The sequence below is a fragment of the Marinospirillum minutulum DSM 6287 genome, from assembly GCF_000422325.1.
In the GTDB taxonomy this organism is placed as follows: domain Bacteria; phylum Pseudomonadota; class Gammaproteobacteria; order Pseudomonadales; family Halomonadaceae; genus Marinospirillum; species Marinospirillum minutulum.
Genome location: NZ_AULO01000008.1, coordinates 237183 through 263362, shown reverse-complemented (window position 1 = coordinate 263362; position 26180 = coordinate 237183). Strand labels below are relative to the sequence as shown.

General features: G+C 43.7%; 26 protein-coding genes, 4 tRNA genes and 1 pseudogene. 12 read left to right on the top strand and 19 right to left on the bottom strand.

Annotated features, from left to right (window positions below; translation table 11 throughout):
* Positions 1-42: 42 nt before the first annotated feature.
* Genes H571_RS0101285 through H571_RS0101270 form a run of 4 tightly spaced genes read left to right on the top strand, consistent with a single transcriptional unit; the run spans position 43 to position 2790 of the window.
* Positions 43-1056, top strand: coding sequence for a methionine ABC transporter ATP-binding protein (locus H571_RS0101285; protein ID WP_027847718.1), 1014 nt, complete (start codon positions 43-45; stop codon positions 1054-1056).
* Complete coding sequence (locus H571_RS0101280) at positions 1049-1714, top strand: methionine ABC transporter permease (RefSeq protein ID WP_027847717.1); 666 nt, start codon at positions 1049-1051, stop codon at positions 1712-1714. Before H571_RS0101285 ends, H571_RS0101280 begins: the two co-directional genes overlap by 8 nt.
* A 23-nt stretch (positions 1715-1737) precedes the next feature.
* The gene (locus tag H571_RS0101275) at positions 1738-2523 is read left to right on the top strand and encodes a MetQ/NlpA family ABC transporter substrate-binding protein (protein ID WP_027847716.1); all 786 of its coding nucleotides are present in this window, start codon (positions 1738-1740) and stop codon (positions 2521-2523) included.
* Between the two features lie 15 nt (positions 2524-2538).
* Positions 2539-2790, top strand: coding sequence for a glutaredoxin family protein (locus H571_RS0101270; protein ID WP_027847715.1), 252 nt, complete (start codon positions 2539-2541; stop codon positions 2788-2790).
* Between the two features lie 6 nt (positions 2791-2796).
* Here the strand turns inward: H571_RS0101270 and H571_RS13800 are convergent, their stop codons facing one another.
* Complete coding sequence (locus H571_RS13800; protein WP_051168053.1) at positions 2797-3087, bottom strand: WGR domain-containing protein; 291 nt, start codon at positions 3085-3087, stop codon at positions 2797-2799.
* Positions 3088-3151: 64 nt separating this feature from the next.
* On the opposite strand from H571_RS13800, the gene pdxB reads away from it, so the two are divergent.
* A complete protein-coding gene (gene pdxB, locus H571_RS0101260) occupies positions 3152-4285 on the top strand; it encodes a 4-phosphoerythronate dehydrogenase PdxB (protein WP_027847714.1) in 1134 nt (377 codons plus the stop codon).
* Here pdxB and H571_RS0101255 read toward each other — a convergent pair.
* The 6 genes from H571_RS0101255 to H571_RS0101230 form a co-directional block, all read right to left on the bottom strand.
* A complete protein-coding gene (locus H571_RS0101255; RefSeq protein ID WP_027847713.1) occupies positions 4282-5985 on the bottom strand; it encodes a methyl-accepting chemotaxis protein in 1704 nt (567 codons plus the stop codon). The two genes, pdxB and H571_RS0101255, sit on opposite strands and share 4 nt — an antisense overlap.
* A 117-nt stretch (positions 5986-6102) precedes the next feature.
* Positions 6103-6999, bottom strand: coding sequence for a protease HtpX (gene htpX, locus H571_RS0101250; RefSeq protein WP_027847712.1), 897 nt, complete (start codon positions 6997-6999; stop codon positions 6103-6105).
* Between the two features lie 67 nt (positions 7000-7066).
* Positions 7067-8281, bottom strand: a complete 1215-nt coding sequence (locus tag H571_RS0101245; protein WP_027847711.1) for a pyridoxal phosphate-dependent aminotransferase — start codon at positions 8279-8281, stop codon at positions 7067-7069.
* 26 nt (positions 8282-8307) lie between these two features.
* Positions 8308-9519 carry a GGDEF domain-containing protein gene (locus H571_RS13795; protein ID WP_051168052.1) on the bottom strand — a complete coding sequence of 404 codons (1212 nt, stop codon included), beginning with the start codon at positions 9517-9519 and terminating at the stop codon, positions 8308-8310.
* A gap of 62 nt (positions 9520-9581) precedes the next feature.
* A complete protein-coding gene (gene ylqF, locus H571_RS0101235; protein ID WP_036217054.1) occupies positions 9582-10460 on the bottom strand; it encodes a ribosome biogenesis GTPase YlqF in 879 nt (292 codons plus the stop codon).
* A gap of 47 nt (positions 10461-10507) precedes the next feature.
* Positions 10508-11272: a hypothetical protein gene (locus H571_RS0101230; protein ID WP_027847709.1), complete on the bottom strand. Its 765-nt coding sequence runs from the start codon at positions 11270-11272 to the stop codon at positions 10508-10510.
* Between the two features lie 200 nt (positions 11273-11472).
* Between H571_RS0101230 and H571_RS0101225 the strand changes: the two genes are divergently transcribed.
* The 4 genes from H571_RS0101225 (at position 11473) to H571_RS0101210 (ending at position 11802) form a co-directional block, all read left to right on the top strand.
* A tRNA-Glu gene (locus H571_RS0101225) sits at positions 11473-11548 on the top strand.
* Between the two features lies 1 nt (position 11549).
* Positions 11550-11624: transfer RNA gene (locus H571_RS0101220), tRNA-Gly, on the top strand.
* A gap of 26 nt (positions 11625-11650) precedes the next feature.
* Positions 11651-11726, top strand: a tRNA-Glu gene (locus H571_RS0101215).
* Between the two features lies 1 nt (position 11727).
* Positions 11728-11802 (top strand) — tRNA-Gly (locus H571_RS0101210).
* Between the two features lie 210 nt (positions 11803-12012).
* Here H571_RS0101210 and H571_RS0101205 read toward each other — a convergent pair.
* Genes H571_RS0101205 through H571_RS0101165 form a run of 9 tightly spaced genes read right to left on the bottom strand, consistent with a single transcriptional unit; the run spans position 12013 to position 18094 of the window.
* A complete protein-coding gene (locus tag H571_RS0101205; RefSeq protein WP_027847708.1) occupies positions 12013-12816 on the bottom strand; it encodes a hypothetical protein in 804 nt (267 codons plus the stop codon).
* Positions 12813-13694 carry a metal ABC transporter permease gene (locus tag H571_RS0101200; RefSeq protein WP_245562300.1) on the bottom strand — a complete coding sequence of 294 codons (882 nt, stop codon included), beginning with the start codon at positions 13692-13694 and terminating at the stop codon, positions 12813-12815. Before H571_RS0101200 ends, H571_RS0101205 begins: the two co-directional genes overlap by 4 nt.
* A complete protein-coding gene (locus H571_RS13790) occupies positions 13691-14359 on the bottom strand; it encodes a metal ABC transporter ATP-binding protein (RefSeq protein ID WP_051168051.1) in 669 nt (222 codons plus the stop codon). Before H571_RS13790 ends, H571_RS0101200 begins: the two co-directional genes overlap by 4 nt.
* Positions 14359-15270 carry a metal ABC transporter solute-binding protein, Zn/Mn family gene (locus H571_RS0101190; RefSeq protein WP_027847706.1) on the bottom strand — a complete coding sequence of 304 codons (912 nt, stop codon included), beginning with the start codon at positions 15268-15270 and terminating at the stop codon, positions 14359-14361. The genes H571_RS13790 and H571_RS0101190 overlap by 1 nt, the downstream gene beginning before the upstream one ends.
* On the bottom strand, positions 15267-15779 hold the full coding sequence (locus tag H571_RS0101185) for a hypothetical protein (RefSeq protein WP_027847705.1): 513 nt from the start codon (positions 15777-15779) through the stop codon (positions 15267-15269). Before H571_RS0101185 ends, H571_RS0101190 begins: the two co-directional genes overlap by 4 nt.
* Positions 15766-16074: a hypothetical protein gene (locus H571_RS0101180; RefSeq protein WP_027847704.1), complete on the bottom strand. Its 309-nt coding sequence runs from the start codon at positions 16072-16074 to the stop codon at positions 15766-15768. The genes H571_RS0101185 and H571_RS0101180 overlap by 14 nt, the downstream gene beginning before the upstream one ends.
* A 28-nt stretch (positions 16075-16102) precedes the next feature.
* On the bottom strand, positions 16103-16915 hold the full coding sequence (locus H571_RS0101175; RefSeq protein WP_027847703.1) for a DUF4198 domain-containing protein: 813 nt from the start codon (positions 16913-16915) through the stop codon (positions 16103-16105).
* 34 nt (positions 16916-16949) lie between these two features.
* Positions 16950-17468: a DUF2271 domain-containing protein gene (locus H571_RS0101170; protein WP_027847702.1), complete on the bottom strand. Its 519-nt coding sequence runs from the start codon at positions 17466-17468 to the stop codon at positions 16950-16952.
* The gene (locus H571_RS0101165) at positions 17465-18094 is read right to left on the bottom strand and encodes a PepSY-associated TM helix domain-containing protein (RefSeq protein WP_027847701.1); all 630 of its coding nucleotides are present in this window, start codon (positions 18092-18094) and stop codon (positions 17465-17467) included. The genes H571_RS0101170 and H571_RS0101165 overlap by 4 nt, the downstream gene beginning before the upstream one ends.
* Positions 18095-18400: 306 nt before the next feature.
* Here H571_RS0101165 and H571_RS0101160 point away from each other — a divergent pair, with 306 nt between their 5' ends.
* On the top strand, positions 18401-20728 hold the full coding sequence (locus H571_RS0101160) for a TonB-dependent receptor domain-containing protein (protein ID WP_084482584.1): 2328 nt from the start codon (positions 18401-18403) through the stop codon (positions 20726-20728).
* A 64-nt stretch (positions 20729-20792) separates the two neighbouring features.
* On the opposite strand, the gene H571_RS15980 is transcribed toward H571_RS0101160, so the two are convergent.
* From H571_RS15980 to H571_RS13780, 3 genes and pseudogenes are all read right to left on the bottom strand, one after another.
* Positions 20793-21869: a sunset domain-containing protein gene (locus tag H571_RS15980; RefSeq protein WP_051168050.1), complete on the bottom strand. Its 1077-nt coding sequence runs from the start codon at positions 21867-21869 to the stop codon at positions 20793-20795.
* An 86-nt stretch (positions 21870-21955) separates the two neighbouring features.
* On the bottom strand, positions 21956-23551 hold the full coding sequence (locus H571_RS0101150; protein ID WP_027847699.1) for a cryptochrome/photolyase family protein: 1596 nt from the start codon (positions 23549-23551) through the stop codon (positions 21956-21958).
* 2 nt (positions 23552-23553) lie between these two features.
* Positions 23554-23887: pseudogene (locus H571_RS13780) on the bottom strand (SMR family transporter).
* Between the two features lie 141 nt (positions 23888-24028).
* Between H571_RS13780 and betI the strand changes: the two are divergent.
* Positions 24029-24661 (top strand): transcriptional regulator BetI, encoded by a 633-nt coding sequence (gene betI, locus H571_RS0101140; protein WP_027847698.1) that lies wholly within the window; start codon positions 24029-24031, stop codon positions 24659-24661.
* Positions 24662-24689: 28 nt separating this feature from the next.
* The gene (betB, locus tag H571_RS0101135; protein ID WP_027847697.1) at positions 24690-26147 is read left to right on the top strand and encodes a betaine-aldehyde dehydrogenase; all 1458 of its coding nucleotides are present in this window, start codon (positions 24690-24692) and stop codon (positions 26145-26147) included.
* The last annotated feature ends 33 nt before the right edge of the window (positions 26148-26180 follow it).

Sequence of the window (26180 nt, the reverse complement as noted above, 5' to 3'; positions counted from 1 at the left end):
TCCCGGCCGAGTGCCGGGATTCTCATTTCAGGTATTAGTCCGGTGATAGAGTTTTTCGAAGTCCATAAGGCTTATCAGTTAGGTAAAAAATCGGTAACAGCCTTACAAACCACCTCTTTGCAAATTCCTACAGGGCAAATTTATGGCTTAATTGGGCATTCTGGTGCGGGTAAATCTACGCTTATGCGCTTAATTAACCGCCTAGAAGAACCCAGCGCTGGGCGAATAGAAGTGGATGGTTTAGATATTACCCAGTTAGATGCTGAAGGTTTGCGCAATTTTCGTCGCCGCGTGGGGATGATTTTCCAACACTTTAACCTACTAACATCACGCAGTGTGGCAGACAATGTTGCCTTACCTTTGCGTTTGGCGGGCGAACTGTCTAAACAAGCCATTAATAAAAAAGTAAGTGACCTATTGGCAAGGGTAGGTTTAGAGAACCATGCCAAAAAATACCCAGCCCAGCTTTCGGGTGGTGAAAAACAGCGAGTAGGCATAGCGCGTGCTTTAGCGACTGATCCAACCATTTTGTTATGTGATGAAGCTACCAGTGCGTTAGACCCACAAACCACTGGGCAGGTGTTAGAGCTATTGGCTGAAATTAACCGTGAATTAGGCTTAACGCTTGTTTTGATTACTCACGAAATGGACGTGGTACGCCGAATTTGTGATCAAGTAGCAGTAATGGATGGCGGCGTTATTGTTGAGCAGGGCAAGGTAGCCGATGTGTTTTTACACCCACAACACCCCACAACTAAGCGTTTTGTTTATGAAGCAGAGCAGGTGGATGAAAACGAAAGGGTGCAAAACCTAGCTGAAGTGGAAGGACGTATTTTACATTTAACCTTTCAGGGCCAAGCAACCTATGAACCCTTGTTGGCTAGGGTTGCTTATCAAACGGGCATAGAGTTTTCCATTTTATCGGGAAGAATTGATCGCATTCGTAATGAACCTTACGGTCAGCTAACCGTGGCATTTAAAGGTGAAAGGCTGGAAGAAGCCATGCAAATGCTGCAGGCGGCTGAGGTTCATTTAGAGGAGTTACGCCATGAATGAGTTATTAGCAAATGTAGACTGGTATGAAATTTGGCTGGCGACCCTAGAAACTTTTTTAATGCTGGGTGGTTCACTTATTTTTACAATCCTGCTTGGCTTGCCTTTAGGTGTATTGCTATTTCTTACTGGCCCTAAGCAATTGTTCGATCAAAAAGGGCTTTATTCAATTTTATCTTTAGTTACCAATATTCTGCGTTCCTTACCCTTTATTATTTTATTGATAGTGATGATTCCTATCACAGTCATGATTACCGGCACGTCTTTGGGTGTGGCAGGTGCTATTCCACCCTTGGTTGTAGGTGCAACGCCTTTTTTTGCACGCCTTGTAGAAACTGCCCTAAGGGAAGTAGACCGGGGTATTATTGAAGCCACCCAAGCAATGGGTGCAACGACTAAGCAAATAATTATTAGTGCTTTGTTACCAGAAGCTAGACCGGGTATTCTAGCTGCTATAACCGTAACTGCTATTACGCTGGTTTCTTATACCGCTATGGCAGGTGTTGTAGGTGCTGGTGGTTTGGGTGATTTAGCCATTCGCTTTGGTTATCAGCGTTTTCAAACCGATGTCATGGTGGTAACGGTGGTGCTGTTATTGGTATTGGTGCAGGTATTACAAATGGTGGGCGACCGCCTAGTGGTTCATTATTCACGTAAATAATTGATTATTTAAGGAAAGGTAAGATGAAAAAATTATTAACTGGTTTTGTAGTAGCTTTAGCTTTTTCTGCTCAAGCTTCTATAGCTCAGGCAGCAACGTTAAAAGTTGCTGCAACGGCTGTGCCCCATGCGGAAATTTTAGAGTTTTTAAAGCCTAGCCTAGCTAAGCAGGGTGTAACACTCGATGTAAAAGTTTTTACCGACTATGTGCAGCCTAACGTGCAGGTGAATGAAGGCCGTTTAGATGCTAACTTCTTTCAGCATCAGCCCTACCTAACAGAGTTTAATAAAAGCCGTGGCACTCAGTTAGTGAGTGTTGCAGGTGTTCACGTAGAGCCTTTTGGTGCTTATTCTAGCAAGCATAAAGACCTAGCTAAATTGCCTAAACGCGCACAAATTGCCTTACCTAACGATGCAACTAACGGTGGTCGTGCGTTATTGTTATTACAAACCGCTGGTTTAATTAAGCTAAACCCAGAGGCAGGTATTACGGCAACGCCACGCGATATTATAGAAAACCCTAAAAATTTACGTTTTCGTGAGTTAGAGGCTGCAACCCTACCACGTATTTTAGGTCAGGTAGATTTAGCACTGATTAACACTAACTATGCTTTAGAGGCTGGTTTAAACCCAGCTAAAGATGCTCTGGTTATTGAAGGCAGTGATTCACCCTATGTAAATATTCTAGTGGTGAAAGAAGGCAAAGAACAAAACCCAGAAATTGTAAAACTGGTCGCTGCTTTAAAAACTAAGGAAGTTAGCGACTTTATTAAAACTAAGTATAAAGGCGCTGTAGCACCTATTTATTAATAAAAGGAAAGGGCAATGACCGCAAATTTACACCTAACACTTTATACAACGAGTGGGTGCCATTTATGCAACCAGGCTTTGGCTTTGCTAGAGCCTTGGTTAGCAAAAGGGTTAAAGCTGGCTTTAGTTGATATAGCCGAAGATGACCTGTTGATGGCGCGTTATGGTGTGCGTATTCCAGTAGTGGCTAGCCCAAATGGTGTAGAGCTAGGTTGGCCTTTTAATGCTGAAGGCCTAGCTAACTGGATAAACGATTTGCCTAAATAAGCAGAGCTAGCCTTCCTGAAAAGGCAGCTCACCTTTCATGGTGCTTTTTATAGAGCCGGGAATATCGTCAGGGTTGTTTGCTTCTAATACCTTGTGATAGCCTCGGCTTTCTTGTATGTGGCGTATATCATCAACTAGGGTGGCAGCTTCTTCTGGTGAAGCGACTAGGGTGTGTTTAATACCACCATAAAGTGTGCCTGTTTGCCCCCAAGCTCTAGTTACTAGCCAGTCACCAAACATATCTTGGTGAACATGAACTAAGTAATAGTCCTGATCTTTTTCCCAACGTAGAATCAAGATAGATCCTTAATAAAATAATAATTCGAAGTTGCGATTGTAAACCCTGTGGAGAAAAAAACCTATGCGTCTAATCGTTGATGAAAACCTTCCCTTTACTGAAGCATTTTTTGGCAAGACGGCTGAATTAATTTATTTGCCAGGTAGTGCCATTAAACCAGCCGATGTAAAAGATGCCGATGGGCTTTTAGTTCGCTCTGTCACCCAGGTAAATCAACAGCTTTTGCAGGGGAGCAAAGTTAAGTTTGTAGCTACTGCCACTATAGGTGTTGATCATATAGATGAAGCCTGGTTAAACACCGCTGGTATCAGTTTTGCCAGTGCGCCAGGTTGTAATGCTACTTCTGTTGTTGATTATGTTCTTGCCTCTTTGTTATGGCTTGCTAGTGAACAAGGTTTTAATTTAAAAGATCAAACCATTGCTATTGTGGGTGTCGGGCAGGTGGGTGGGCGTTTAGCCACTAGGTTAACTAATTATGGCTGTAAGGTTTTATTAAATGATCCGCCTAGAGCTGCTAGGGGCGAAGAGGGTTTTTTAAGTTTAACCCAAGTTTTAACTAAAGCAGACATTGTTTGTTTTCATACACCCTTAACTCGTAAGGGTGAATTTCCTTCTTGGCATTTAATTGGGGTAGATGAGTTAGCACTATTAGAAGGCAAATACCTATTAAATGCAGGGCGTGGTGGTATTATTGACCAGCAGGCTTTAAAAAACCAAATAAAGAAAAAAACAGCCCCTTTATTATTGCTTGATGTGTTTGAAGGCGAGCCAAGTTTAGATTATGAATTAATTAAGCACTGCCTGTTAGCTACGCCTCATATTGCTGGCTATAGTTTAGAAGGTAAAAGCCGAGGTACAGAAATGCTTTATCAGGCTTGGTGCCAACACTTGGGTAAAGAACCCAGTGTTAAGCTTGAAGCACTCTTACCAAAAGTACCACTGGCCAGGTTAGAGTTAGATGCCAGTTGTGGAGTAGAAGAAGCTTGCCGACGTGCTGCCCACCTTTGTTACCACCCACTAGCCGATAGTTGGCGCTTACTTCAAGCTTTAAAAACCACCAGCGCGACAGAAAAGGTTTATCAAGCCTTACGCAAAAGCTACCCTATTCGAAGGGAGTTTTCATCACTAAAAGTTAAGGCTGCAACAGAAGAACAAGCCAGCGCTTTAAAAGCGCTGGGTTTTAGTTTGGTGAATTAAACACGGAAGCGTTTAATTCGATCATTCAACTCTTTGGCTAGCTTTTCTAATTCAAAGCTAGCTTCGTGAGTTTGGCTAGTTGAAGCAGAACTGCTAACGCATAGCTCTACTAGTTTTACAATATTACGGTTAATTTCTTCTGCTACAGCAGATTGTTGTTCAGCAGCGGAAGCAATAAGGTGGTTCATATCCCTTATGTGCTCGGCTGCGGAGGCAATTAAATCTAAAGATTTTTCTGCTTCGTTAGCAGCGGCAACGGTAGATTCTGTTTCTTTAATACTGGCATCCATAACCGTAACCGCTTCTTCTGCACCGGCTTGTAGTAGGGTAATCATACGGTGAATTTCTTCAGCACTTTGCTGGGTACGGCTAGCTAAACCCCGAACCTCATCGGCTACTACGGCAAACCCACGCCCTGCTTCACCGGCTCTGGCTGCTTCTATTGCTGCGTTAAGGGCGAGTAGGTTGGTTTGCTCTGCAACGTCTTGAATAACCTTTAAAACATCGCCTATGTTAGTGGAATCATCATTCAGCTTATGAATAACCTTAGTTGAAACACCAACCTTATCTGCTAGTAGTGCAATGGCTTTGCCTGCTTCACCTACGGAACTGCGCCCAGCAACTACGGCATCATCAGTTTTATTGGCGGCATCAGAGGCACGACGCGCATTTTCAGAGACTTCCATGATGGTGTGGCTCATCTCATTAATTGCAATAGCAACTTGGTCTGTTTCTTGTGTTTGTTGGTCTTGGGTGCTGTGGCTTTCCTGAGCTACAGCTGCCAGCTGGCTAGAGGCACTGGAAAGGCTGTTAGAAATTTGACTAATACCACGAATCATTTCGGCTAGTTGCTTGGCCATAGAACCTACCGCACCTATAACGCTTTCTGGGGCAGCTTTGCTACTAGCAATACAAGCAGTAAAATCACCTTGGGCAACTTTTTGTACTAGCTGCCTTGCCTCGGCAACCTCACCACCGAGTTGTTTAAGCACCCAACGGCGAATATAGGCAGATAACAACATAATACCCGCAATAACCGCTAAGCCCATTAAACCAATTTGTTTTGCTAAAGCCCAAAATTGAGCGCTAACATCATCAATATAAATACCTGAGCCAACCACCCAGCCCCAGGTAGATTCACCAGCAACGTAGGATAGTTTTTTAAAGCGTTGTTCAGTAACGCCACCACCTGCTAGCGCTTTAGGCCATTGGTACTCTACAAAGCCTGCACCGTGTTTTCTTACTGTGTCTGCAAAGGCAACAAATAAGTTTTTATTATTCAGTACTTCGGACTGGCTGCCATCGCGGTTACGCGAAAGAATGGCGTAGTTATAACTGGGTTTGTCTAAAATAGTACCGTCTAAGGCAGGAACGGTGGAGTGCATGATCATTTTAGGGATAGGGCTGGTTAAATCATTAATCCAATAATATTCAACCTTGTCGTAGCGCAGAGATTTGATAGCATCCTTTGCCCTTTGTTGAGCTTCGTTACGACTAAGGTGGCCGTCTTTTTCTAGGGTTTGATAATGCTTAATAATACCACTAGCAAGATCAACCACAGCTACAACACGGCTTTCGCGTTCTTTTTCTAGGGTGTCGTCTAAGGCATTAAGTGCAACTAAAGCTAATAAGACTAAGCCTAATAAAGCAGCAATAGGCTGTAATAAAAGACGTCCACCTATAGTGTTCAGCTTGATCATCAGTTTCGCTCCATACAAATGACCTTTGAGTCATTCAAAGGGTTAAAAAAAAGCTAGAAAAGAATTTCTAGCTTTTTTAGTTATGCAGTTTGATGATCTTACCCTAGCGTATAAGGTTTAGGTATACGCCTTATTGCGTAGAGCGGCGATGCGATCGTCTAGTGGTGGGTGGCTAGAAAATAGCTTTTGTATCATGCTTTGTGCTTGCCCTTTGTTGATTCCAAAGGCGGTTAGCGTGTCTGGCATTTCATTGGGTAGGTTTTGTTCATCTTTTAAACGCTGTAGGGCGTTAATCATAGCGCCAGAGCCAGCTAAACGTGCACCGGCTTCATCGGCACGGTATTCACGAAAGCGACTAAACCACATCACTATGGCTGAGGCTAGAATACCTAACACAATTTCAGCAATGATGGTGGTAACAAAAAAGGCAATGCCATGGCCTTCATTTTCATTTTTGAAAATTACTTTATCTACGGTATGCCCAATAATACGTGCAAAGAACATAACAAAGGCATTTACCACACCCTGCACTAGAGCAAGAGTAACCATGTCACCATTGGCAACGTGGCCTATTTCGTGTGCCAGTACTGCACGTACTTCTTCAGGACGCATACGCTCTAATAGGCCTGTGGAAACGGCAACTAAGGCTGCATTTCGATTCCAGCCAGTAGCAAAGGCATTCGACTGATTCGATGGGAAGATACCCACTTCAGGCATACCGATGCCTGCTTTTTTTGCTAGTTCTGCAACGGTTTGTACTAGCCATTGTTCTTGCTGGTTGCGTGGTTGGGTAATAACTTGTGTGCGCGTGCTTCTTTTTGCCATCCATTTAGAAAGGAATAAAGAAACAACAGAACCCGCCATACCAAAGACAAAACAAAAGATAAGAAGGCTAGTTAGGTCTAAGCCGCCACTAGCATCTAAATAACTACCAACGCCAAGCAGGCTAAGCGTAATACTGGCTATAAAAATTACAGCTAGGTTGGTTAGTAAAAATAAACCAATGCGCATCATTCGGGTGTTTCTCCTAAAGGTTAACTACAACCTGTTAGATGAGGTTTAAAGGGATTAGTTTCAAGTATTATTGACGATAGCGTGATAAAAAACGTTCAATTCTACCTATGGCATCTTCTAGCTCATCTACTCTAGGCAGAGTAACTAGGCGGAAGTGATCTGGCTGCATCCAGTTAAACGCTGTACCCTGTACGACAAGGAGTTTTTCTTGCTGCAATAAGTCTAGGGTGAACTTTTCATCATCTTGAATATTGAATTTCTTTGGATCTAGGCGTGGAAACATATACAAAGCACCTTTGGGCTTAGTACAGGTAACACCGGGAATTTGGGTGATTAGTTCATAGGCTTTGTCACGCTGGGCTAACAGGCGGCCACCCGGCAGAATGTAATCATTAATGCTTTGATAACCACCTAAAGCTGTTTGAATGGCATGTTGAGCTGGCACGTTGGCACACAAACGCATGGATGCCAGCATGGTTAAGCCTTCTTGATAATCTTGAGCTAGGTGCTTGGCCCCAGAAAGAATCATCCAGCCCGAGCGAAAGCCTGCAACACGGTAGCTTTTTGATAAACCATTAAAAGTACAGAATAAAAGGTCATCCGCTAAGCTGGCAATCGAGGTGTGCTGTTCGCCGTCGTAAAGTATTTTGTCGTAAATTTCATCAGCAAAAACCACTAACTGATGTTCACGTGCCACTTCAATAATTTGTTGCAGTAGTTCTTCTGAGTAGAGTGCACCTGTAGGGTTATTAGGGTTAATAATAACGATGGCACGGGTACGATCAGTAACCTTCTTTTTAATGTCTTCAATATCTGGGAACCAATCACTCTGTTCATCGCAGATATAATGTACGGCATTACCACCAGCTAGGCGGGCAGCAGCTGTCCACAAAGGGTAGTCGGGTGCTGGAATAAGCACTTCATCGTTATCGTTTAGCAGGCCTTGTAAAGCCATAACGATAAGTTCGCTTACGCCATTGCCTAGGTAAATATCTTCAATGCCTACATTGGCAATGTTTTTTCTCTGGCACTCTTGCATAACTGCTTTACGGGCTGAATAAAGCCCTTTGGAATCACTATAACCTTGCGCTTTGGGTAGGTTGCGCATTACATCTTGTAGTATTTCGTCTGGTGCTTCAAAACCAAAAGGCGCAGGGTTGCCGATATTCAGTTTAAGAATGCGGTGACCTTCATCTTCCATACGCTTAGCTTCCTGTAATACAGGGCCGCGTATGTCGTAACAGACATGGTGAAGCTTGTTGGATTTGCGAATTGTTTGCATGAGTGAAATTCCAGAGTGTTCTTTAATCAAAAGTAATTGTAAGTCTCTTCTTGTACAGTCGGTGAATCATAAGCAACGTAACGGTTACGACCCAAACTTTTGGCTTTATAGAGGCGCTTATCTACTCTATGTAAGGCTGCATCTAGGTCTTCATCAAAACGTATTTCTGTTATGCCTATGCTGGTAGTGAAATTAACGGCTTCACCATCATGCGCTATAACAGTCGCTTTTTCAGACTGTAAGCGAATGCGCTCGGCTACTTGCATGGAATCCACTTTGGGTGTGCCAGGTAAAACAGCAATAAACTCTTCACCGCCATAGCGTGCGATTAAGTCATTATTTCTTAATTCATCACGAAGGACTTGTGCAAAGATTTGCAGCACTTGATCACCAACCGAGTGACCATAGGTATCATTAATACGTTTGAATTTATCTAAGTCAAACATAAGCAAAGAAATGGGCGCAGGAATTTGATTGTCTTCCAGTTTCTCGTCTCTGTCTTCACAAAGCTGTTTTAGTTGTTCTAATAAAACACCACGGTTTAATAGTTGAGTTAGGCTATCCATACTTGCTTGGCGATAAAGCCTTAAGAGGGTGCTTACTTGTGAATGGTTAGCCCAAAGTGAGATAGCAAGCACTATTATAAGCAAACCAAGGCTTTGCCCACCGTAGGCGGTGGTTAGTTCGTTTAGCTCTGCTAAAGCAAAAAACTGCATACCGATAACGGTTAAACCAATACCTAAGCTTTCAAGAATAGTGAGCGGAAAAACACTAAGGAATGCAATAATAAGCAGTGGTATAAAATTATAGCCAATTAATGACCCCATTTTTTCGCTATAAAACAGCACTAGGGCTAAGTAAAAAATGGCAGGTAGGAGGAGTAATATTGCAAGTGTATTACGAATTCTATTAAGGCGGTGCTTGTTGTGTAGAGCTGAAAAAATCACCAAGGCTAACAAACCCATAAGAATTAAACGGCTAGCAACAAGGTTAGTGAGCATTTCAGGCGGTAAAAGTAGGTAGTCAATAACTATCCACAAGGGTGCAAGCAAGAAGAAGGTGATAGCAACAAATAAAACACGGGTGCGCAGGTATTCGCTACGCGCAAAATTAAAGTCGCGTGAGTGGTGCTTGTTGTTTAAAGAATCACGTAAACCAGCAGGCATCCAACGTGGAGTCCAGGGGTTTTGGAGTTTTAACTTTAAATTGAAGCGGCGGCGATCAGATGGCTTACCCATAGGTTAGCTCCAGCCGAGTGGGTTTGCTTACTAGTCGTTTTACCGATGGTGTTAACAGCATTTTATTCGGCTTCATCCGTATTGGAAAGGTTTTCTTCTTCTGTCGCTAGAGGTATGTCTAGGGGTCTTTCTAAAGAAATTCGACCAATGAGTCCTGCACGTAGTTCGTGTAATAAAACTTCACTGGCACGGTGTAAGTCTGCAATACCCCCTGCGCGTAAGCCACCACGCCTTGAGGCGATTTCAATGAGTAGCTGCTCTCCCGTTGTGGGCAGTTCTTTTAATTTATATCGCGCTTGAGTTGCTTCTGGGTAACGCTCTAAAAGACTTTCTGCTGTCCAAAGCCCAACGTATTCGTAATCCATAGCGGTGTCACGAATAGCACCTGAAGCTGCTAGGCGATAAGAGCTGCTAACCTGCTCAATACGTGGCCAGAGAACGCCGGGGGTATCGGTGATTTGTAAACGGTCGCCCACTTGAATTTTTTGTTGGCGGCGCGTAACGGCTGGCTCATTTCCAACCTTGGCAATTTTTTTACCTGCCAAACTATTAATAAGCGTTGATTTGCCTACATTGGGAATGCCTATAACCAAAGCCCTAACAGAACGGCTTTCTCTAACCTGGCTAGCAAGTTGCTGACAAGTGCGTGCAATAGGCTGGAGTGTTTTAATATCGCTGGTAACGATGGGCAGGGCGCGAGTATTGGCCTGCTCATTAAAATAAGCGATCCATTCAGCGGTAATTTCTGGGTCTGCTAAATCACTTTTGGATAGAAGCTTTAAGGTGGGTTTATGTCGAGCTAGCTTAGCCAGTACTGGATTAGCACTAGAGAAGGGTAGGCGTGCATCGAGCATTTCAATAACGACATCGACTTCAGGTAAAGCATTCTTAATTTCCCGGCGTGCTTTATGCATGTGGCCGGGGTACCAGTTAATTGTCATGAAATTTGGGTGTCATAAATAGACTTTAAGCCGTGTAGGTTTTTGATTTAATCATCGTAAACTTGTTTTTTCTTCCAGCTTTCTTCACCTTCCATCATTTCATCAACACTGGAAGCTAGCTGATTGTCATTATGTTCTGACTCAACCGCTATCTTTTCTTCTAGTTTAGCGATGATCTCACGGCATTCTAACAGGGTTTGGTTATGAATACCGTTGGGATTGTTACGATTTAACTCACTCATAATACGCTTGTAGTGAACTACGGCAATACGGTGGTTATTTTCTGCCTCAGCTTTACGTGCAGAAGCTCTAAAAACTTCGACTAGCGTTTGTGTAAAACCTAGCTTCACTTCATTGATATAAGTTTGAGCAATGCGGTGGGCAATTTTTCTTTCTTGGTAAAGCCCGATAATAATTTTATTCAGCTGTTTAAGGTTGCGGCGTACACCATTGGCTGTTTGTAGGTCTGTAATTGGTTCGGGTGTGGGCTGATTGCTACTGCGTATTTCTTGTAGCTTATTCTGAGCCGCTTCCATTTCTGCTTTAATACGTGCTTCTTTACAACCTAGCTCTTGCTGTTCTTGGAGTAGCTCTAGCCACTGGTCAGCAATAAAAACCCTGAAGTCGGTTGAAATGTAATGCGGTGGTATTTCTTCCAAGAGAAGCTGCATTTGGCGACCACGGTCAGCCAACATGCGAATTCTACGCTGTTGCTCTATCTTCTTCTTTTCATTTTGTTGGCGTGAATAAACCACTACCACCATAATTAGGGCAATAATAAAAATACCGCCTAGAACTGCAACAATAACCATTCCTTGCTCCTGCAGGCAAATTCTTTGATCAAGGCAAAAAACCTTAAAGTCGGTAAGTATCTTACAAACTAGGGTGGTATGACAATGCCTAGTGTAAAAGCTTCACATAAAAAAATAACCTTAGCTAAGTCATTGAATAATAGTTGACATAAGCCTTACTGCTGATTAGTATACGCGCCATCCTGAACAGAGCAACTTACGTCCCATTCGTCTAGTGGTCCAGGACACCGCCCTTTCACGGCGGTAACAGGGGTTCGAACCCCCTATGGGACGCCAAGCGGGAATAGCTCAGTGGTAGAGCACAACCTTGCCAAGGTTGGGGTCGCGAGTTCGAATCTCGTTTCCCGCTCCAATTAAGTTGTTAAGTTTTAGTGATTTGTCCCATTCGTCTAGTGGTCCAGGACACCGCCCTTTCACGGCGGTAACAGGGGTTCGAACCCCCTATGGGACGCCAAGCGGGAATAGCTCAGTGGTAGAGCACAACCTTGCCAAGGTTGGGGTCGCGAGTTCGAATCTCGTTTCCCGCTCCAAATTTTAAGAACCAGCCCTCGGGCTGGTTTTTTTGTTTATGGCTTATAAATAAAAAAACAATAGGTGTCCATAGAAGTACGTTGTTACGAGCGACAGACTTAAGCTTTACGTGTATTTACGTGCAAAGGGTATTAGCCCTAGGGTTGTCTGTTGTGCTGAGTTAAGTCAATAGCATTTATAGGAGTGGAATAAGTTCTGGCTTAACTATCTTAGTTTTCTAAAACACTCTGCAAGCTTACCACCAAGGACTCTAACCAAGCTTCTAAGCTAACTGCACTTGGGCGCACCAGTGGGTCGATTACCCAAGCTTTTTGGCCTTTTTCTGCACGGTTAGTTATTACTAAATCGGCTTCTTCTAGTGCAACTAAGGGTAAAACCGTGGCTTGGGCTAAAGGCATTAACTTGTCATCGGTTAGCGCCAGCGAGTTAATGTTCGCTATTAATAAAAGCTCATCAACTTTTAAAGCCATTTGCTGCACTTGGCGTAGGGCTTGTTGGCGGTTGCTGTTTATTTGCACTGCTGCTTCTGGGTAAAGGCGGGTTAAATCCCTTGCCGCAATATTAATCATTAATAGTAAATTATTGCTTTCTAACCAAAAATAATCAGGCTCGATAATGCCCTGCCGTTGGCTAATGCCTGCACCACCGGGGGTTATTTCTTGGGCTAAATCTAGGGTGGCTAAACGCATATTTTTTTGGCGCATTAAGGGAAAAATAGCCAGTTCAGGTAAAACGGATTCAATAGTTAACACCGCATCAGTAAAGGCTAATTCATTTGCGCCTACACGGTTTAACCAAGCTGGAATGCGGTTAATGGGTAAACGCTTGGGTGGTAAATAAACAACTTCAATACTTGTAGATTCTAATAACGCCGAAGCAATTAAATGGGTTATAGGCACCGCGGTAGTCACACTGGGTTGAGTGATTGCTGGCTGCTGCTGATTAATCGCACAGGCTGGCAGGGTTAAGAATACAGCTAAAAAAAGCACTAGAAATTTAACGTGGCGTTTCATGCTAATGACCTCCAACGGCGAATAACTAAGGAAACAACAAACCCAAAAGAAGCCACTAGCACTATGGCCGCACCTGAAGGTATGGGTAGAGCGCCAGCCATGGGCAATAAAATACCTAGCAAACAGCTCAGCGTGGCAAAAACAACCGATAGCCAGAAAAACTCTCGACCTGTACGGCTAATCATTCGGGCAGAAACGGCGGGCACTAGTAACAAAGCGCCTACTAAAATAGAGCCAATAATTTTGACTGAAGCCACGGTAATCAGCGCAATGAGTAAGACAAACACATAATCGAAAAAGCGCACCTGTATGCCTCTTACCTTGGCTAAATCGGGGGCTAGGCTGCTAATTAAGGCGCGGTTGCCGCTGAATAACATTAAGCCGATACAAACAATGGCTAAAAGCAGCATAACCAATAAATCTTGGTCTTTTACGGTTAGAATTGAGCCAAACAGCACGTTTTCTAAAATATGCACATTGACCTTTTTTGCCACGTATAAAAGTAAAGAAGCACCCAGTGCGATAGCAAAAGCTAAAAATACGCCCACTAAAGCATCGTAAGGAATTTGAGTGCGGCTTTTAATCCAGTGCAGCAAAATGGCAAAAACCACACAAAAAGCAAATAAGGCGGCTAAAGGCTGGGTGGCAGGTTCGCCTAACAAAATCCCCAAAGCCACACCGGTTAAAGCGCCATGCCCAACGGCTTCTGAAAAGAAGGCCAAACGCTTAACTACTACCAAAGGCCCTAAAGCACCCAAAAGCGGCCCCACAATTAAAGCAGCGACCAGTGCATTGGTTAGAAAGCCATAACGAAACATTTCTGGTAAATAACCGGCTTGCTGCAATCCAAAAACTAGCTCTCGCAAGGCATCCATCATAGCGGGTCTCCTTGAATGTACAGGCCGTTATCCACACACCAAACTTGGTCGGCATAGTCGGCAACCCAAGCTGGGTCGTGGTGAATCACTAACAGGGTGGCACCTGCTTGGCGAAGCTGGGTTATTTCTTTATTAATCAAGGCTTGCGCTTGTAGGTCTAGGCCGGTCATGGGTTCATCTAGGCACCAAAACTGAGAATTACGCTCTAAAGCTTGGGCAAATAACAAACGTTGGCGTTCACCACCCGATAATTCACCTAGGCGTAAATGCCCTTTAGCTTGCATACCCACTCGCTGTAATAATGCTTGCACCTGCTTTAAATCAGCGGCTTTGCGCCAGCCAAAAAATGCCTGTCTAGTTAGGCTAGCTAATAAAAATTCTTGCGCTGTAATGGGTAAAGAAGGTTCAAAAGCAGTTTGTTGGGGAACGTAAGCAGTCTGCCTTGCTTTGCTTATTGTTTCGTTAGCCGTTGGCCAGTGGCGTTCAATCCGGCCTTGATGGGCAGCCAAGCCTAAAATCGCTTTAAGTAACGAGGATTTGCCCGAACCATTCGCACCGGTAATGGCGTGTAGTTTACCCGGGCTAAAATAGGCGTTTACTTTAGGCAAGATTTCCACACCCTTCAGGGTTAGGCTAACTTCTTTTAAATCAATTGCTGGGCCCATTAGCTATTCGCCTTAGCAGCTAAGGTTAAGGCTTCTACCAAGGTAGAAAGGTTGTGTTCCATTTCCCTTGTAACTTGGTCGGCATCGTAATCACCGTGGGTCATGTGCGAAAAATGGTAAATTTGAATGCCTGTGGCGGCTTCTATTACATCCACATAACGGTTATCCATATCTAGCTCGGTAAATAAAACTTGGATATTGGCATCATTAATGCGCTGAATGGTGGCTTGTAATTGGCTAGCACTGGGTTCAACACCGTGGGCAGGTTCAATTACGGTATCTACCCCGATACCAAATTCTTGCAACAAATAACCATAAGCATTGTGGGTGCTGGCAATACGCACACCGCTTAGGTTGACATCGAGCAGTTTGCTGCGGTAGGTGTTTTTTAACTGGCGCAGCTCACGGGCATAACGCAAGGCATTTTGTTGAAAGTAGCTGGCGTTGTTTGGGTCTAACCTGCCCAACTCTTTAGCAAGGGTATAAACCTGACGAATCGCGGCATCTATCGAGACAAAACTGTGCGGATTGTAGTTAGCATTGCCGCTGCCAGAAGATAAGAGCGGCACATCTTTATTGGCATTAATCACGGTTAGGTTAGGTAAATCTAAACCTTCCAAAGCATGAACAGCAAACTCGTCATGGCCTATCGCATTTAAAACCAGCGCATCCATGCTGCTTAAACGCTGAATATCAGAGGGTTGTAGTTCATAGTTATGCGGATTAAAACCACTGGCAATTAAAGGCAATAAAGTGGCTCTATCACCGACCACCTGTGCGGTGTAGCTGTAATAAGGGTGTAAAGTAATGCCCACCACTAGCGGTTTAGCAACTGCCCAGCTAGGTAAAACAATAAGCGCCAGCCAAATGAGGTATTTAGTTAAACCTTGATTAATCGAACACTGATTCATAGATTGTTATCCATTCTTAGCCAGCCGCTAAGTTCGTTGCAGGTGTGGGGTGGGTGAACCAATTCAGGCGTATAAAAAATAGCTGTTGCGGCACCCGCCTGTAAGCTGAGTGCAAAGGCTGTACTGGTGTTGGGTTGGGCTAATAAAAAACAGCCTTGCTCAATGGTTTGCCAAGCCTGAAAATCTTGCCCTACAAATAGGGGCAACAATGCCTGTTGGGTTAAATTGCCTAGGGTCAGTGCTTCTTCGCCCAGCAAGCCTTGCATAAACTCGATTTCATCGGCGGCGATAGAAAGCTCTAACAGCAACTGGCGCTCTGCGGTGGTTAAGCTGGCTGAAGGGTCGGCAAGCGTAGCCGGTGTTTGCCTTGCCCAAATGCCTAATGCACCTAAAAGTACAACAGCTGCAATAAACAAAGCCACCCAAACACTTTCTAGGCGGCCATCGTCAGGGCGAACCACTTCAACCTCTACTGCATCAGCGCTAGAATTCGACCTAGAACTCAACATAGTCAAACTCGGCTGGGTCTTCGTGGCCGGCATCAAACTGGATATAAAACTCGCCTTCTGGCCAGTCGAATCGAGCCACAGAACTACCATCTGTCACACTGCGGGCTAGTTCTTCATCATCGTAAGAATAGATAACCACTGCCTGCCCTTGCGCCAAAGTGCCGTCACTAAAACCCACCTGACAAGCAATTGCTTCGCCCTCCCGACTACAGTCCATAACTGGGTAGTGCGCCCAAGCTGTAACAGAAGTGGCGGCCAATAACATTAGGCCAGTGCGAATTAACTGTTTAATCATGGTGGGTTCCTAGGTTAAGTTTTAACAATTACTGGGATAACACTTCAAAAGTTAAGTGGTAGTTCACCCCTGCAGCGTCAGCCAAAGGGCTTTTTACGTTTTTACGCATACTGGTCATTAATAAATGCGGGCCAACGACTGTCGGCTTAAAAGTAACCACGCCATTTTTGTCCGTTTTTAAATTCATCTGCTCACGGGAATTACGCCAAGCGGTACCGTGAGGAGTGATTTCTATATCTAAATTAGCCAGTGGCTCGCCATCAAAGGTGAATTTAAAACGGGCATTTTCTTTAGCAACCACATCGCTGGGGTGGGTTAAAGGGTGCAGCTCAAAACCTTTGCCGGTTGCTTCAAGTACCTTGTTGCTGGGTGCGCCTTGGGTTACATAAAAAGCAGACAAGGTTTGCACTGCGGTGGTTTTAACGTTTTTAGCGCCTTCAGGAATTTCTGCTTCTTGCTTATTAGCAAAAATACGGCGACTGGTATTACGTGCACCAATTTCATAGGTGGTTACATAACGCTGCTGGCCACTGAGTTCAACTTTATAAGTACCAGCAGTGTCTATTTCTAAATCAAATACGCTACGACGCTTGCCTTTAAAATAAGACCCCATGCGCTGACGATCGCCGTTAGGTTTATAAATGCTGACGCTATCTAGCCCCAGCGGTTTATCAAAAGTAAACACACCATGCGCTGCCGTGGCATCTACGGTTATCCAAAAGGATTCTTCAGTAGAAAGGTTAAATTCACTGGGCAACATCCATAGCGGGTGGGCTTGCACACTGGGCGCTAGTAAAGCTAACGACAGGGCAGTAGCACCTAACCAAGTTCTTTTTTTCATAATAAAACTCCTTAATGCCAGTTATTGGCTAATTTTAATGACTTACTTTAATCGTCATGCTGCCCAATTCTTCAGCAGCCTTAGTGGTATAAACTTGATTGCCTTCACCCTTACCTAGCGTGATGGTTTGGCGAACCCAACTACGGCTGCCGTGTTCGCGTGATGCTTCAATATTTAGGGTGTATTGACCAGCAGGAACCGCTTCACCCTGTTGGTTGGTGGCATCCCATTTCACCTCATGCTTGCCGGGGCGACGGGTGGCACCAGTCACGCTGTCTAATTCACCTTGGTCATAACGGCCAGCTTTACGCCACCAGCGGCGCATGTCTTTTAGCCAATCTGCTTCTTTGCGCCATACAGCAATTGTTTTAACTGTTTGGTCTTGGGCATCTTCCACCCAAACTGCCACGTAAGGGCGGTAATTCATTGAGCCTTCACTAACGGGCAAATTAACTTCAATACTCACTTCAGCTGCCAAAGCAGAAGAGACGCTGGTTAAGGCACTAATCAATACCAAAGCAGCTAGGGTTGTTACTTTTTTTGTTTGAATCATGACACCATCCAAAAATACAGAACCAGCATTAATAAAGTCCCCAAGCCACTGAGCATTAAGGTGCGGCTGCGGCGCTTAGGGTGAAATAAAACCAACCAAAAACCGGTTAAGGTGAAGAACAAAATAACCACGGCCGACAGGTCGATAAACCAGCTCCAAGCCTTATCGCTGTAACGCCCCATGTGTAAATCGTTCAACACAGCCATCCAGCCTAGTTTTTGGTTTTCATACCAAACCCGCTGCTCTTCAGGAAATACTTCCACCAAGGTGTAGCCACCAGGGCGCTTGACATCGAGTAGAAGCAAAGACTCATCGGCTAGCCATTGCACACTGAGTTCACCACCCGCCAAACCCTGCTCTTTTTTTAACCACTGCCAAATAGCCTGCCCCTGCATTTCGGCACTAGTGGCTTCAATGGGTATTGCTGCAAACTTTTCAGCCAAGGCTAATTCCACCTCTTGCGAGGCTTGCGGTGTAGGCAACCATTGGCGGTTATTTAGCGTGATACCGGTTAGGGTGAAAAACAGCAGAATAAACAGCATCAGCATCGAGCTATAAGCATGCAAAGGGCGAACCCAGCGCTGGCTACGAGAGAGCTTGTATTTAGGAAGAGAAAAACCTTTCATGACCACCAACTACGCAATGAGAACGATTAGCACTTAAATTTAATGGCGAAGCTTAACGCCATCAAGAAGCAAAATCAAATGAGATTTGCTATCAATTGTTGCTTGGTTTGATGTGGGGATATAGAAAGTGAATCAAATGACAATACTTCTTAATAACCTAGACAAACACTAATGAGAAAGATTACCATTACGGTTGTGGTCAGCCAGCCAAAAAAAAGTTCCATTTTTTTTAAAAAAATTGTGAATTCTGTTTCTAGCCAGCCAGCCTAAAAATAATTAAATTTTTTCGTCTGGAGATTCTACATAATGGTCCACCCTCAAAAAAAACCTTCTTTTTTAACCACGCCACTTAATGCGGCGATTGCTGCTTGTTTACTGGCTGGATCCAGTTCAGTTTTTGCAGATGCTTCTCAGAAAATGGATACGCTGGTGGTTACTGCTGCAGGTTATGAGCAAAAACTAACCGATGCGCCTGCTAGTGTTACGGTTATTACTGCTGATGAATTGCGTTCACGTCCTTACACCAATTTGCTAGATGCGATGCGTGATGTGGAAGGTATCGACCTAGGCACAGGCCAAGATAAAAGTGGCCAAGGTAGTATTGCTATGCGGGGTTTGGGCAGTGACTACACCTTGGTTTTAATTGATGGCAAGCGCCAAAACAACAATGGTGATATTTATCCAAACAACTTTGGTGGTTTTCAGTCAGCTCACCTTCCACCGCTGGATATGATTGAACGTATTGAAGTAGTACGTGGCCCTATGTCTACGCTTTATGGTGCTGATGCTATGGGTGGCGTTATTAATATTATTACTAAACGAGTTTCTGATAAGTGGGTTGGCTCAATTACTCATGGCCGCACTTTCCAAGAAAATTCAGATTTAGGCAATGAAACTACCACAGATTTTGCGGTATCTGGCCCGCTTGTTAAAGGTTTGTTAGGCCTTACAGTGCGTGGTTCTGTTTATGATAAAGAAGAATCGACACCTGAATACGCAGCAACAGCAGACCCAGATGGTAAAGTTTATCAGCCTAGTACTGGTTTTGGTGGCGGAGGAAAAACCTCAGATAACACTAACTACACTTCTGGTTTTCGTTTGGTCTTAACGCCTAATGCTCAGCATGAAGTTTTGTTAGATTATGATATTTCACGCCAAAAATACGACAATAGAGAAGCTCAGTTTGGTACTACAGATTCAGCAGAAACTATTTTAGCTAGGTCAGGGGTAGGCTATTCAGAAACCCAGCGTACTTCACGTGATCAAATGTCTTTAACGCATATTGGTAAGTGGGATTTGGGGCGTAGTGAAGTGACCTTAACGCACTTGGAAACTAAAAATGATGGTCGTTCTTTACCACTGAATATACAACAGCGTATTGCAGTTAGAGATCTGACAGGTACAGAGGCACAAAAGTTAGCCTGGATAGAAAAGAATTTACTGCCGCGCCCTAATCGTGATCTAGCCAGTAAAGGCTTAACCCTAGATGCTAAATTAGAAATGCCATTAGGTGATCACTTTGTCGTGGTGGGTGGTCAGGTTGTTGACCAAGAGATGACCGATAATGTTTTTGGCATGATTGGTACTGGCTATAAAGGTGGAGCAAAACAAGAGCACAAGCAGTTCTCGTTATTTGCTGAAGATAACTGGGCATTAACCAATGATTTCACTTTAACAGGTGGCTTACGTTACGACGATCACAATGAATTTGGAGGGCATTTTTCTCCCAGAGTTTATGGTGTGTATAACGTGACTAATGCTTGGACAGTTAAAGGTGGTGTAAGTACAGGTTATAAAACACCCAAAACTTCTGACTTGTATGCAGGCATTACGGGCTTTGGTGGTCAAGGGACTAGCCCTTGGGCAGGTAACCCAGACTTAAAACCTGAAACCAGTGTGAGTGGTGAACTAGCGGCGTATTTTACAGCAGATGAAGGGCATACTTTTAACGCAACGCTATTTATGACCCAGTTTAAAGATAAAATTCAAAATATAGATAACTGCCAAGATAACCCTTCTGGTAGCAAAGCCTGTGCCAATATTGATCCAAGGTGGATGGCCAGTACTGCTAAGGGTGGCTTTAACAGAAGTATTAACTATAAAGGCAATGTTTCAGAAGCTGAAATTAAAGGTTTAGAACTGGCTGGTCGTTACCTTCTGCCGTTTAACCTTTCTTTAAAAGCTAACTACACTCATACCGATACAGAAGTAACCAAAGGGCCAGCTAAAGGTCGTCCTTTAACAGGCAACCCAACCAGTGCTTCGGCTAGCTCTGCCGATACACCAGCTAAGCACATGGCAAACCTAACCTTAGATTGGCAGGCCAGCCAAGATCTAAATATGTATGTAGGCGTTTACGCTGAATCTGATCGTGTGCGTGGTTGGGATGCAGACGGTAAACACCTGCCCGACTATAAGGCTTACCAAGTTTTTCACCTAGGTGGCAGCTATGCTGTGTCTGAAACACTTACTCTTTCAGCTCGGGTGAACAACCTGCTTGATACTGATTTCTCAGACTACGAAGTGGATTGGGAAAAAGACAGTAATGGAAAGTGGGAACCAACTAAGTTGAATGATTACAAGGTGATTGATAAGTCACGTAACTTCTGGATTTCTGCCAATATGCGCTTCTAAAAGTATTTAAAACCCTAATTAAACCAGCCCTTCGAAAGATTGGCTGGTTTTTTATTCAGTACCGCTAGCAGTTTTTTGCTTCTCTATAGCCTGCATTTCTTGCTTCTTGTGCATTCTTAAAAATAACCCTGTTTCTTTTACTGACTTTTTCGTAACTAGGGCAATCAGGGCGGTGATAAATTTTAGAATTTTTATTACCACGCACACTTCCTTTATAAGTAGCGTTATCTACTTCTTGGCTAGGTATTGTTAGCTGGTGTGAAAATTGACTGGTATCAACATTAAGTTTTGCATCACCCAAAACCATATAAAGGGGCGCATGGTCTGAAACCTGCTTACGGCTTTTTTTATGGTTAAGGTTTAGTAGCCTAGGGAAATCTATAATTCCAGCATCCGTTATAACAAACGAAGTACCCTGCTTTACCCATATATTGTCGTAAAGGTTAGCAAAGGTTGCGTCTTTAGTGGAAAGGGTAGAAGCCCCTTGAGTGATTAAGGGGTAGGCGTATTGCTTTAGTAAATCCCAAGCAGCATTTGAAGGCGCTAAATTAAAGTCACCCATTAAGGCAAGAGGGGTGTCTGGGTAAACCTCACCTAGCCATAACCAGTAGTCGGCTAGTGCTTTAATTTCTGGGGTGCGGTCTTTTATGCCTTTGCCATACAAAATATGCACTGTGCCTAAGGCTAGTTCTTTATTAGTACGGCGTGATTTAAACTTGGCGGAAAAAGGTTCACGAATAAAGTGGTTTTCTCTATCTAGGTAAAGAGCTGCGCCTTCCAGGTATTCAACAGCAGATTCACGCCACAAAAAAGCATACATCTCTTTATAAGTTGTAGAGCCAACAGCATGGGAAGTTAAGCGCCCCCAAGGTTCTCCTGTTTGTTTTTCTAGTTGTGTTTCTAATAACTGAATACCTTCTTCAGTCATAACTTCTTGTACGGCTAGCAGGTCAATTTTACTAGCAATACTAGCAAGTGCTGGGTAGCTTTTATGCTGACCTTGGCCAAGACGTTGAATATTCCAAGTGCCTACTACTAAGTCGTGGGCAAATGCATGAAGCGGTAGAAGTAACGTGCAACTAAGCACAATTAAAAGGGGTCTTATTAAACTAACTAAACAATGAATGAATACTTTAATCAAGGGGTGTCCTTAAACTGTAAAAACTTTGTTTTGCTTGGAGTAACACTTGCATATTTGTTGAGACTACATTGGAGCTAGCACCTTAGTTACAGTTGCTCAAGGTTATTAAGGCAACCTTTGGCGTAATCCAAAATAGCTTGTTGCTGTTCAGGTGTTTTTTTAAGCCAGTTGGCAAACACCAGAGCAGTGCGTGGATTGTTGCCCAAGGTTGTTTGGTGTTGCTGCATAAAGTGCCAATACAGAGCATTAAGCGGGCAAGCTTCTTTTTCAGTAATTTTTGCTACTTTATAATGGCAAGTAGCGCAATAATCACTCATTTTATTTACATAGTTACCGCTGGCGGCATAGGCTTTAGAGCCAACAATTCCACCATCAGCAAATTGGCTCATGCCGCGTGTATTTGGCATTTCTACCCATTCCAGCGCATCAATATAAATGCCCAAATACCAAGCATCGACTTGGTCTGGGTTAATGCCTGTCAATAAGCAAAAATTTCCAGTAATCATTAAGCGTTGAATGTGGTGGGCATAGGCAAATTCTAACGACTGCTCTATTGCCTGCTGCATACATTTCATCTTGGTTTGGCCTGTCCAAAACCAAGAGGGCAAATCACGGTTAGCAGCCAAGGCGTTAAGGCTGGCGTATTCGGGCATATTCAGCCAATACACGCCACGCACAAATTCGCGCCAACCAAGAATTTGGCGAATAAAGCCTTCCACTTGGGCAAGGTCTATCCGTGGTTCGGCACAAAGAAGCTGTTCTTGCTGCTTGCGGTAATGTGCCAGTACAGTATTTACCACTAACTGTGGGCTAATCATTTTGCTGTTCAGGGCAAAGGATAGGCGTGAATGATACAGGCTCCATTGGCGATTGTTGCCCTGCTGTTTAAGTTGCCCCGTCATGGCATCTTGAAAGGTACCAAAAAAGGGTAAGCAAAAGTGGCAAAAGTAATCGAGTAATTCTTTTGCCTGCTGACGATTCACCGGCCATAACAAGCTGCTTTGAGCCTGCCCCAAGGTTTTAATTTGATGTTTTTCTAGCCGTTTAAGAATTTCACTAACATCATTAGTGAATAACAAGGGCTGTGGCACACTGGGCAAATCAGTGGCTTTTAGCTTGTTGCGGTTATTGGCATCAAAGTTCCATTGCCCACCTTCAGGCTGGCCTTCATCATCCATTAAAATTGCAAAACGCTGGCGCATTTTACGGTAAAAGGCTTCCATGCGGTGCTTCTTACCTTGGCTAAAATAACTGGGTAACTCTTCATCGGTTAAATAAAAGTGTTCGCTACTAACGCTTTGGCTGCTGATGCTGAGTTGTGCACTAAACACTGCTAACTGCTGACGTAAACGGTATTCATCAGGCCGTTGGTATTCAAAACATTGCACTTGATGTTGCTGAATTAAATGCGTGAGCAGTTGCGGTAAATCACTAAAAGCTTGGGTGTCATCCAAAGTTAAATGCAGTACTTTAAAGCCTGCTTTATCTAGTGCTTCAGCAAACTCCTGCATTCCTGCAAAAAATGCACAAATTTTTTGAACATGGTACACAACATAATCGGTTTCTTGGCGCAGCTCGGCAATTAAATAAAGTGTATTAGGGTCTTTATCCTTAAACCAAGAATGACTAGCGTTAAGCTGATCACCCAAAATTAAACGCAAGCGCTGGTAGCTTTTAGCCATATTTAGTGCATACCAACTTTAGAAAATAAGTTAATAACAACTACGCCAGGAAATAATAAGCCCCATACCCAAAATGCTTGCAAACTCTAACTTTTGACCAAAAACTAACCAGCCAACTAAAGAAATTAAAACAATGCCTAAGCCAGCCCAAATGGCATAGGCAATGCCAACAGGAATGGTTTTTAAAGTAAGGGAAAGAAAGTAGAAGGCAATAGCATACCCAAAAATGACTAGCAGGCTAGGCCAAAGCTTTGTAAACCCCATGCTTGTTTTCAAGCTAGAGGTTGCTACTACTTCAGCAACAATTGCAGCACCAAGAAACAACCAGTTTTTCATTTAGCCCTCGAACCCAAGTGTGGGCAACATTATAAAAGAAAATAACAACAATAACTGTATTTTTTGCCCCAAAACTTGCAGGGAAGTCACTAATCTGTCATTTTAATTGAACGTTCATTCAATAGATAGAAGGTGGGCTAGATGCCAAAGGTCGGCATGCCAGAAATTCGTAAGTCTCAGCTAATACAAGCTACCATCGAAGCAATTAATGATGTTGGTTTACACAAAGCAAGTGTTGCCATGATAGGTCGCTATGCGGGTGTTTCGCCCTCTATCATCAATCATTATTTTGGTGGCAAAGATAGCCTGCTTGAAGAAACCATGCGCTCCATCTTAAAAGACCTCTCTGCTGCCATTACCTACCGATTAGCCAAAGTTAGCAAAAAGGATGTACCTGCCAGAATTATTGCCATAGTGGAAGGTAATTTTGATCCCAAACAATTAGATAGCAAGGTTGTTAAAACCTGGCTAACTTTTTGGTCTCACGCCATGCACATGCCCCCGCTACATCGGCTACAAAGAATTAACGAGCAGCGCCTCCTTTCTTATTTACGTTATGAACTCAAACAAGTAGTTGAGCACCAAGAAGCTAATTTTATAGCTCAAGGTGTGGCGGCTCTAATTGATGGTATTTGGCTAAGGGGTGCGCTTTCACCCGAAGGCATTAACAAAAACCTAGCCGAGCAGCTAATTTTAGACTATTTACAGCACCGCCTTCCTAGCCAGGTATTTGAAAACCATAGGGCAAACCAAACTACCGGCCACTCACTCTAATCCTTAAATAAAATCCCAAGGTCATTTCATGTCTGTTACACAACATTATATTCATGGTGCTTATTATACCGAGCCACCTAAAGAAACTTTTAATTCTATTAATCCAGCAACCGGCGAAGTAATTGCCTCAGTGGCGCAAGCCGACCAAACCGTAATGGATGCAGCAGTTGCCTCAGCAGCAGAGGGGCAAGCAATTTGGGCTGCCATGACGGGTATTGAGCGAGGTCGAATTCTCAATAAAGCGGTTGCTTTGCTACGTGAGCGTAACGATGAATTAGCCAAGCTAGAAGTTATGGATACGGGTAAACCCATTCAAGAAGCTGAAGCGGTCGATATAGTTACGGGTGCTGATGTTATTGAATACTACGCAGGCCTAGCAGATAAAATTCAAGGCAGTCATCAACAGCTTAATGAACAAAACTTTTTTTATACACGTCGCGAACCCTTAGGTATTTGTGGCGGTATAGGTGCTTGGAACTACCCAATTCAAATTGCCTGCTGGAAATCAGCACCCGCTTTAGCGGCTGGTAATGCCATGATTTTTAAGCCGTCTGAAGAAACGCCACTAAGTGTTTTAAAACTAGCAGAAATTTATACCCAAGCGGGTGTACCAGCAGGCGTATTTAATGTGGTTCAAGGTGATGCGCGGGTCGGTCAAATGCTCACCAGCCACCCAGCTATAGCAAAAGTCTCTTTTACTGGCGAATGTGGAACGGGCAAAAAAGTCATGAGTGATGCTGCTAAAACACTCAAGCAGGTCACTATGGAATTAGGTGGCAAGTCACCCATGATTATTTTCCCAGATACTTCGATCGACCAAGCGGTATCAGGCGCCATGCTGGCAAACTTCTATACTCAAGGCGAGGTATGCACTAATGGTACTCGTGTTTTTGTGCACGAAGAAATTTATGACGCCTTTTTAGAAGAATTAAAAACGCGCACCGAGCAGATGATTATTGGTGACCCAACCCATCCAGACACTCAGGTTGGTGCCCTTATTTCTGAAGACCATCTGCAAAAGGTTCTTGGTTACCTAGTAGCAGCCAAACAAGCCGGTGCAAGGCTCGTTTGCGGTGGCGAAAGAGCGACTGTCAAAGGTTTAGAGAAGGGTGCTTTTGTTAAACCTACCGTATTTGCTGATTGCACAGATGCTATGCCGCAAGTGATTGATGAAATTTTTGGGCCTGTCATGTCTGTTCTTAAATTTACGAGTGAAGATGAAGTAATTACACGCGCTAATGCAACAAAATATGGCTTAGCGGCTGGGGTATTTACTAAAGATTTTGGACGTGCGCATCGAGTCATTAATCGCCTACAAGCAGGCATTTGCTGGATTAATACTTGGGGTGCTTCACCAGCAGAAATGCCTGTTGGGGGTTATAAACACTCAGGTGTAGGTCGTGAAAATGGCTTGGAAACGTTAAATCATTACACCCAACTTAAAAGTGTATTCGTAGAAATGGGCGAAATAGAGCGCCCCTATTAATTAATGGTTTTAATTAAATAATTAGCTGAGTAA

What these genes read in the sequence shown, in the direction of transcription:
- H571_RS0101280 (WP_027847717.1), top strand. Translation starts at nt 1,049, where the DNA reads ATGAATGAGTTATTAGCAAATGTAGACTGGTATGAAATTTGGCTGGCG.
- H571_RS0101275 (WP_027847716.1), top strand. Translation starts at nt 1,738, where the DNA reads ATGAAAAAATTATTAACTGGTTTTGTAGTAGCTTTAGCTTTTTCTGCT.
- H571_RS0101270 (WP_027847715.1), top strand. Translation starts at nt 2,539, where the DNA reads ATGACCGCAAATTTACACCTAACACTTTATACAACGAGTGGGTGCCAT.
- pdxB (WP_027847714.1), top strand. Translation starts at nt 3,152, where the DNA reads ATGCGTCTAATCGTTGATGAAAACCTTCCCTTTACTGAAGCATTTTTT.
- H571_RS0101255 (WP_027847713.1), bottom strand. Translation starts at nt 5,985, where the DNA reads ATGATCAAGCTGAACACTATAGGTGGACGTCTTTTATTACAGCCTATT.
- htpX (WP_027847712.1), bottom strand. Translation starts at nt 6,999, where the DNA reads ATGATGCGCATTGGTTTATTTTTACTAACCAACCTAGCTGTAATTTTT.
- H571_RS0101245 (WP_027847711.1), bottom strand. Translation starts at nt 8,281, where the DNA reads ATGCAAACAATTCGCAAATCCAACAAGCTTCACCATGTCTGTTACGAC.
- H571_RS13795 (WP_051168052.1), bottom strand. Translation starts at nt 9,519, where the DNA reads ATGGGTAAGCCATCTGATCGCCGCCGCTTCAATTTAAAGTTAAAACTC.
- ylqF (WP_036217054.1), bottom strand. Translation starts at nt 10,460, where the DNA reads ATGACAATTAACTGGTACCCCGGCCACATGCATAAAGCACGCCGGGAA.
- H571_RS0101230 (WP_027847709.1), bottom strand. Translation starts at nt 11,272, where the DNA reads ATGGTTATTGTTGCAGTTCTAGGCGGTATTTTTATTATTGCCCTAATT.
- H571_RS0101205 (WP_027847708.1), bottom strand. Translation starts at nt 12,816, where the DNA reads ATGAAACGCCACGTTAAATTTCTAGTGCTTTTTTTAGCTGTATTCTTA.
- H571_RS0101200 (WP_245562300.1), bottom strand. Translation starts at nt 13,694, where the DNA reads ATGATGGATGCCTTGCGAGAGCTAGTTTTTGGATTGCAGCAAGCCGGT.
- H571_RS13790 (WP_051168051.1), bottom strand. Translation starts at nt 14,359, where the DNA reads ATGGGCCCAGCAATTGATTTAAAAGAAGTTAGCCTAACCCTGAAGGGT.
- H571_RS0101190 (WP_027847706.1), bottom strand. Translation starts at nt 15,270, where the DNA reads ATGAATCAGTGTTCGATTAATCAAGGTTTAACTAAATACCTCATTTGG.
- H571_RS0101185 (WP_027847705.1), bottom strand. Translation starts at nt 15,779, where the DNA reads ATGTTGAGTTCTAGGTCGAATTCTAGCGCTGATGCAGTAGAGGTTGAA.
- H571_RS0101180 (WP_027847704.1), bottom strand. Translation starts at nt 16,074, where the DNA reads ATGATTAAACAGTTAATTCGCACTGGCCTAATGTTATTGGCCGCCACT.
- H571_RS0101175 (WP_027847703.1), bottom strand. Translation starts at nt 16,915, where the DNA reads ATGAAAAAAAGAACTTGGTTAGGTGCTACTGCCCTGTCGTTAGCTTTA.
- H571_RS0101170 (WP_027847702.1), bottom strand. Translation starts at nt 17,468, where the DNA reads ATGATTCAAACAAAAAAAGTAACAACCCTAGCTGCTTTGGTATTGATT.
- H571_RS0101165 (WP_027847701.1), bottom strand. Translation starts at nt 18,094, where the DNA reads ATGAAAGGTTTTTCTCTTCCTAAATACAAGCTCTCTCGTAGCCAGCGC.
- H571_RS0101160 (WP_084482584.1), top strand. Translation starts at nt 18,401, where the DNA reads ATGGTCCACCCTCAAAAAAAACCTTCTTTTTTAACCACGCCACTTAAT.
- H571_RS0101150 (WP_027847699.1), bottom strand. Translation starts at nt 23,551, where the DNA reads ATGGCTAAAAGCTACCAGCGCTTGCGTTTAATTTTGGGTGATCAGCTT.
- betI (WP_027847698.1), top strand. Translation starts at nt 24,029, where the DNA reads ATGCCAAAGGTCGGCATGCCAGAAATTCGTAAGTCTCAGCTAATACAA.
- betB (WP_027847697.1), top strand. Translation starts at nt 24,690, where the DNA reads ATGTCTGTTACACAACATTATATTCATGGTGCTTATTATACCGAGCCA.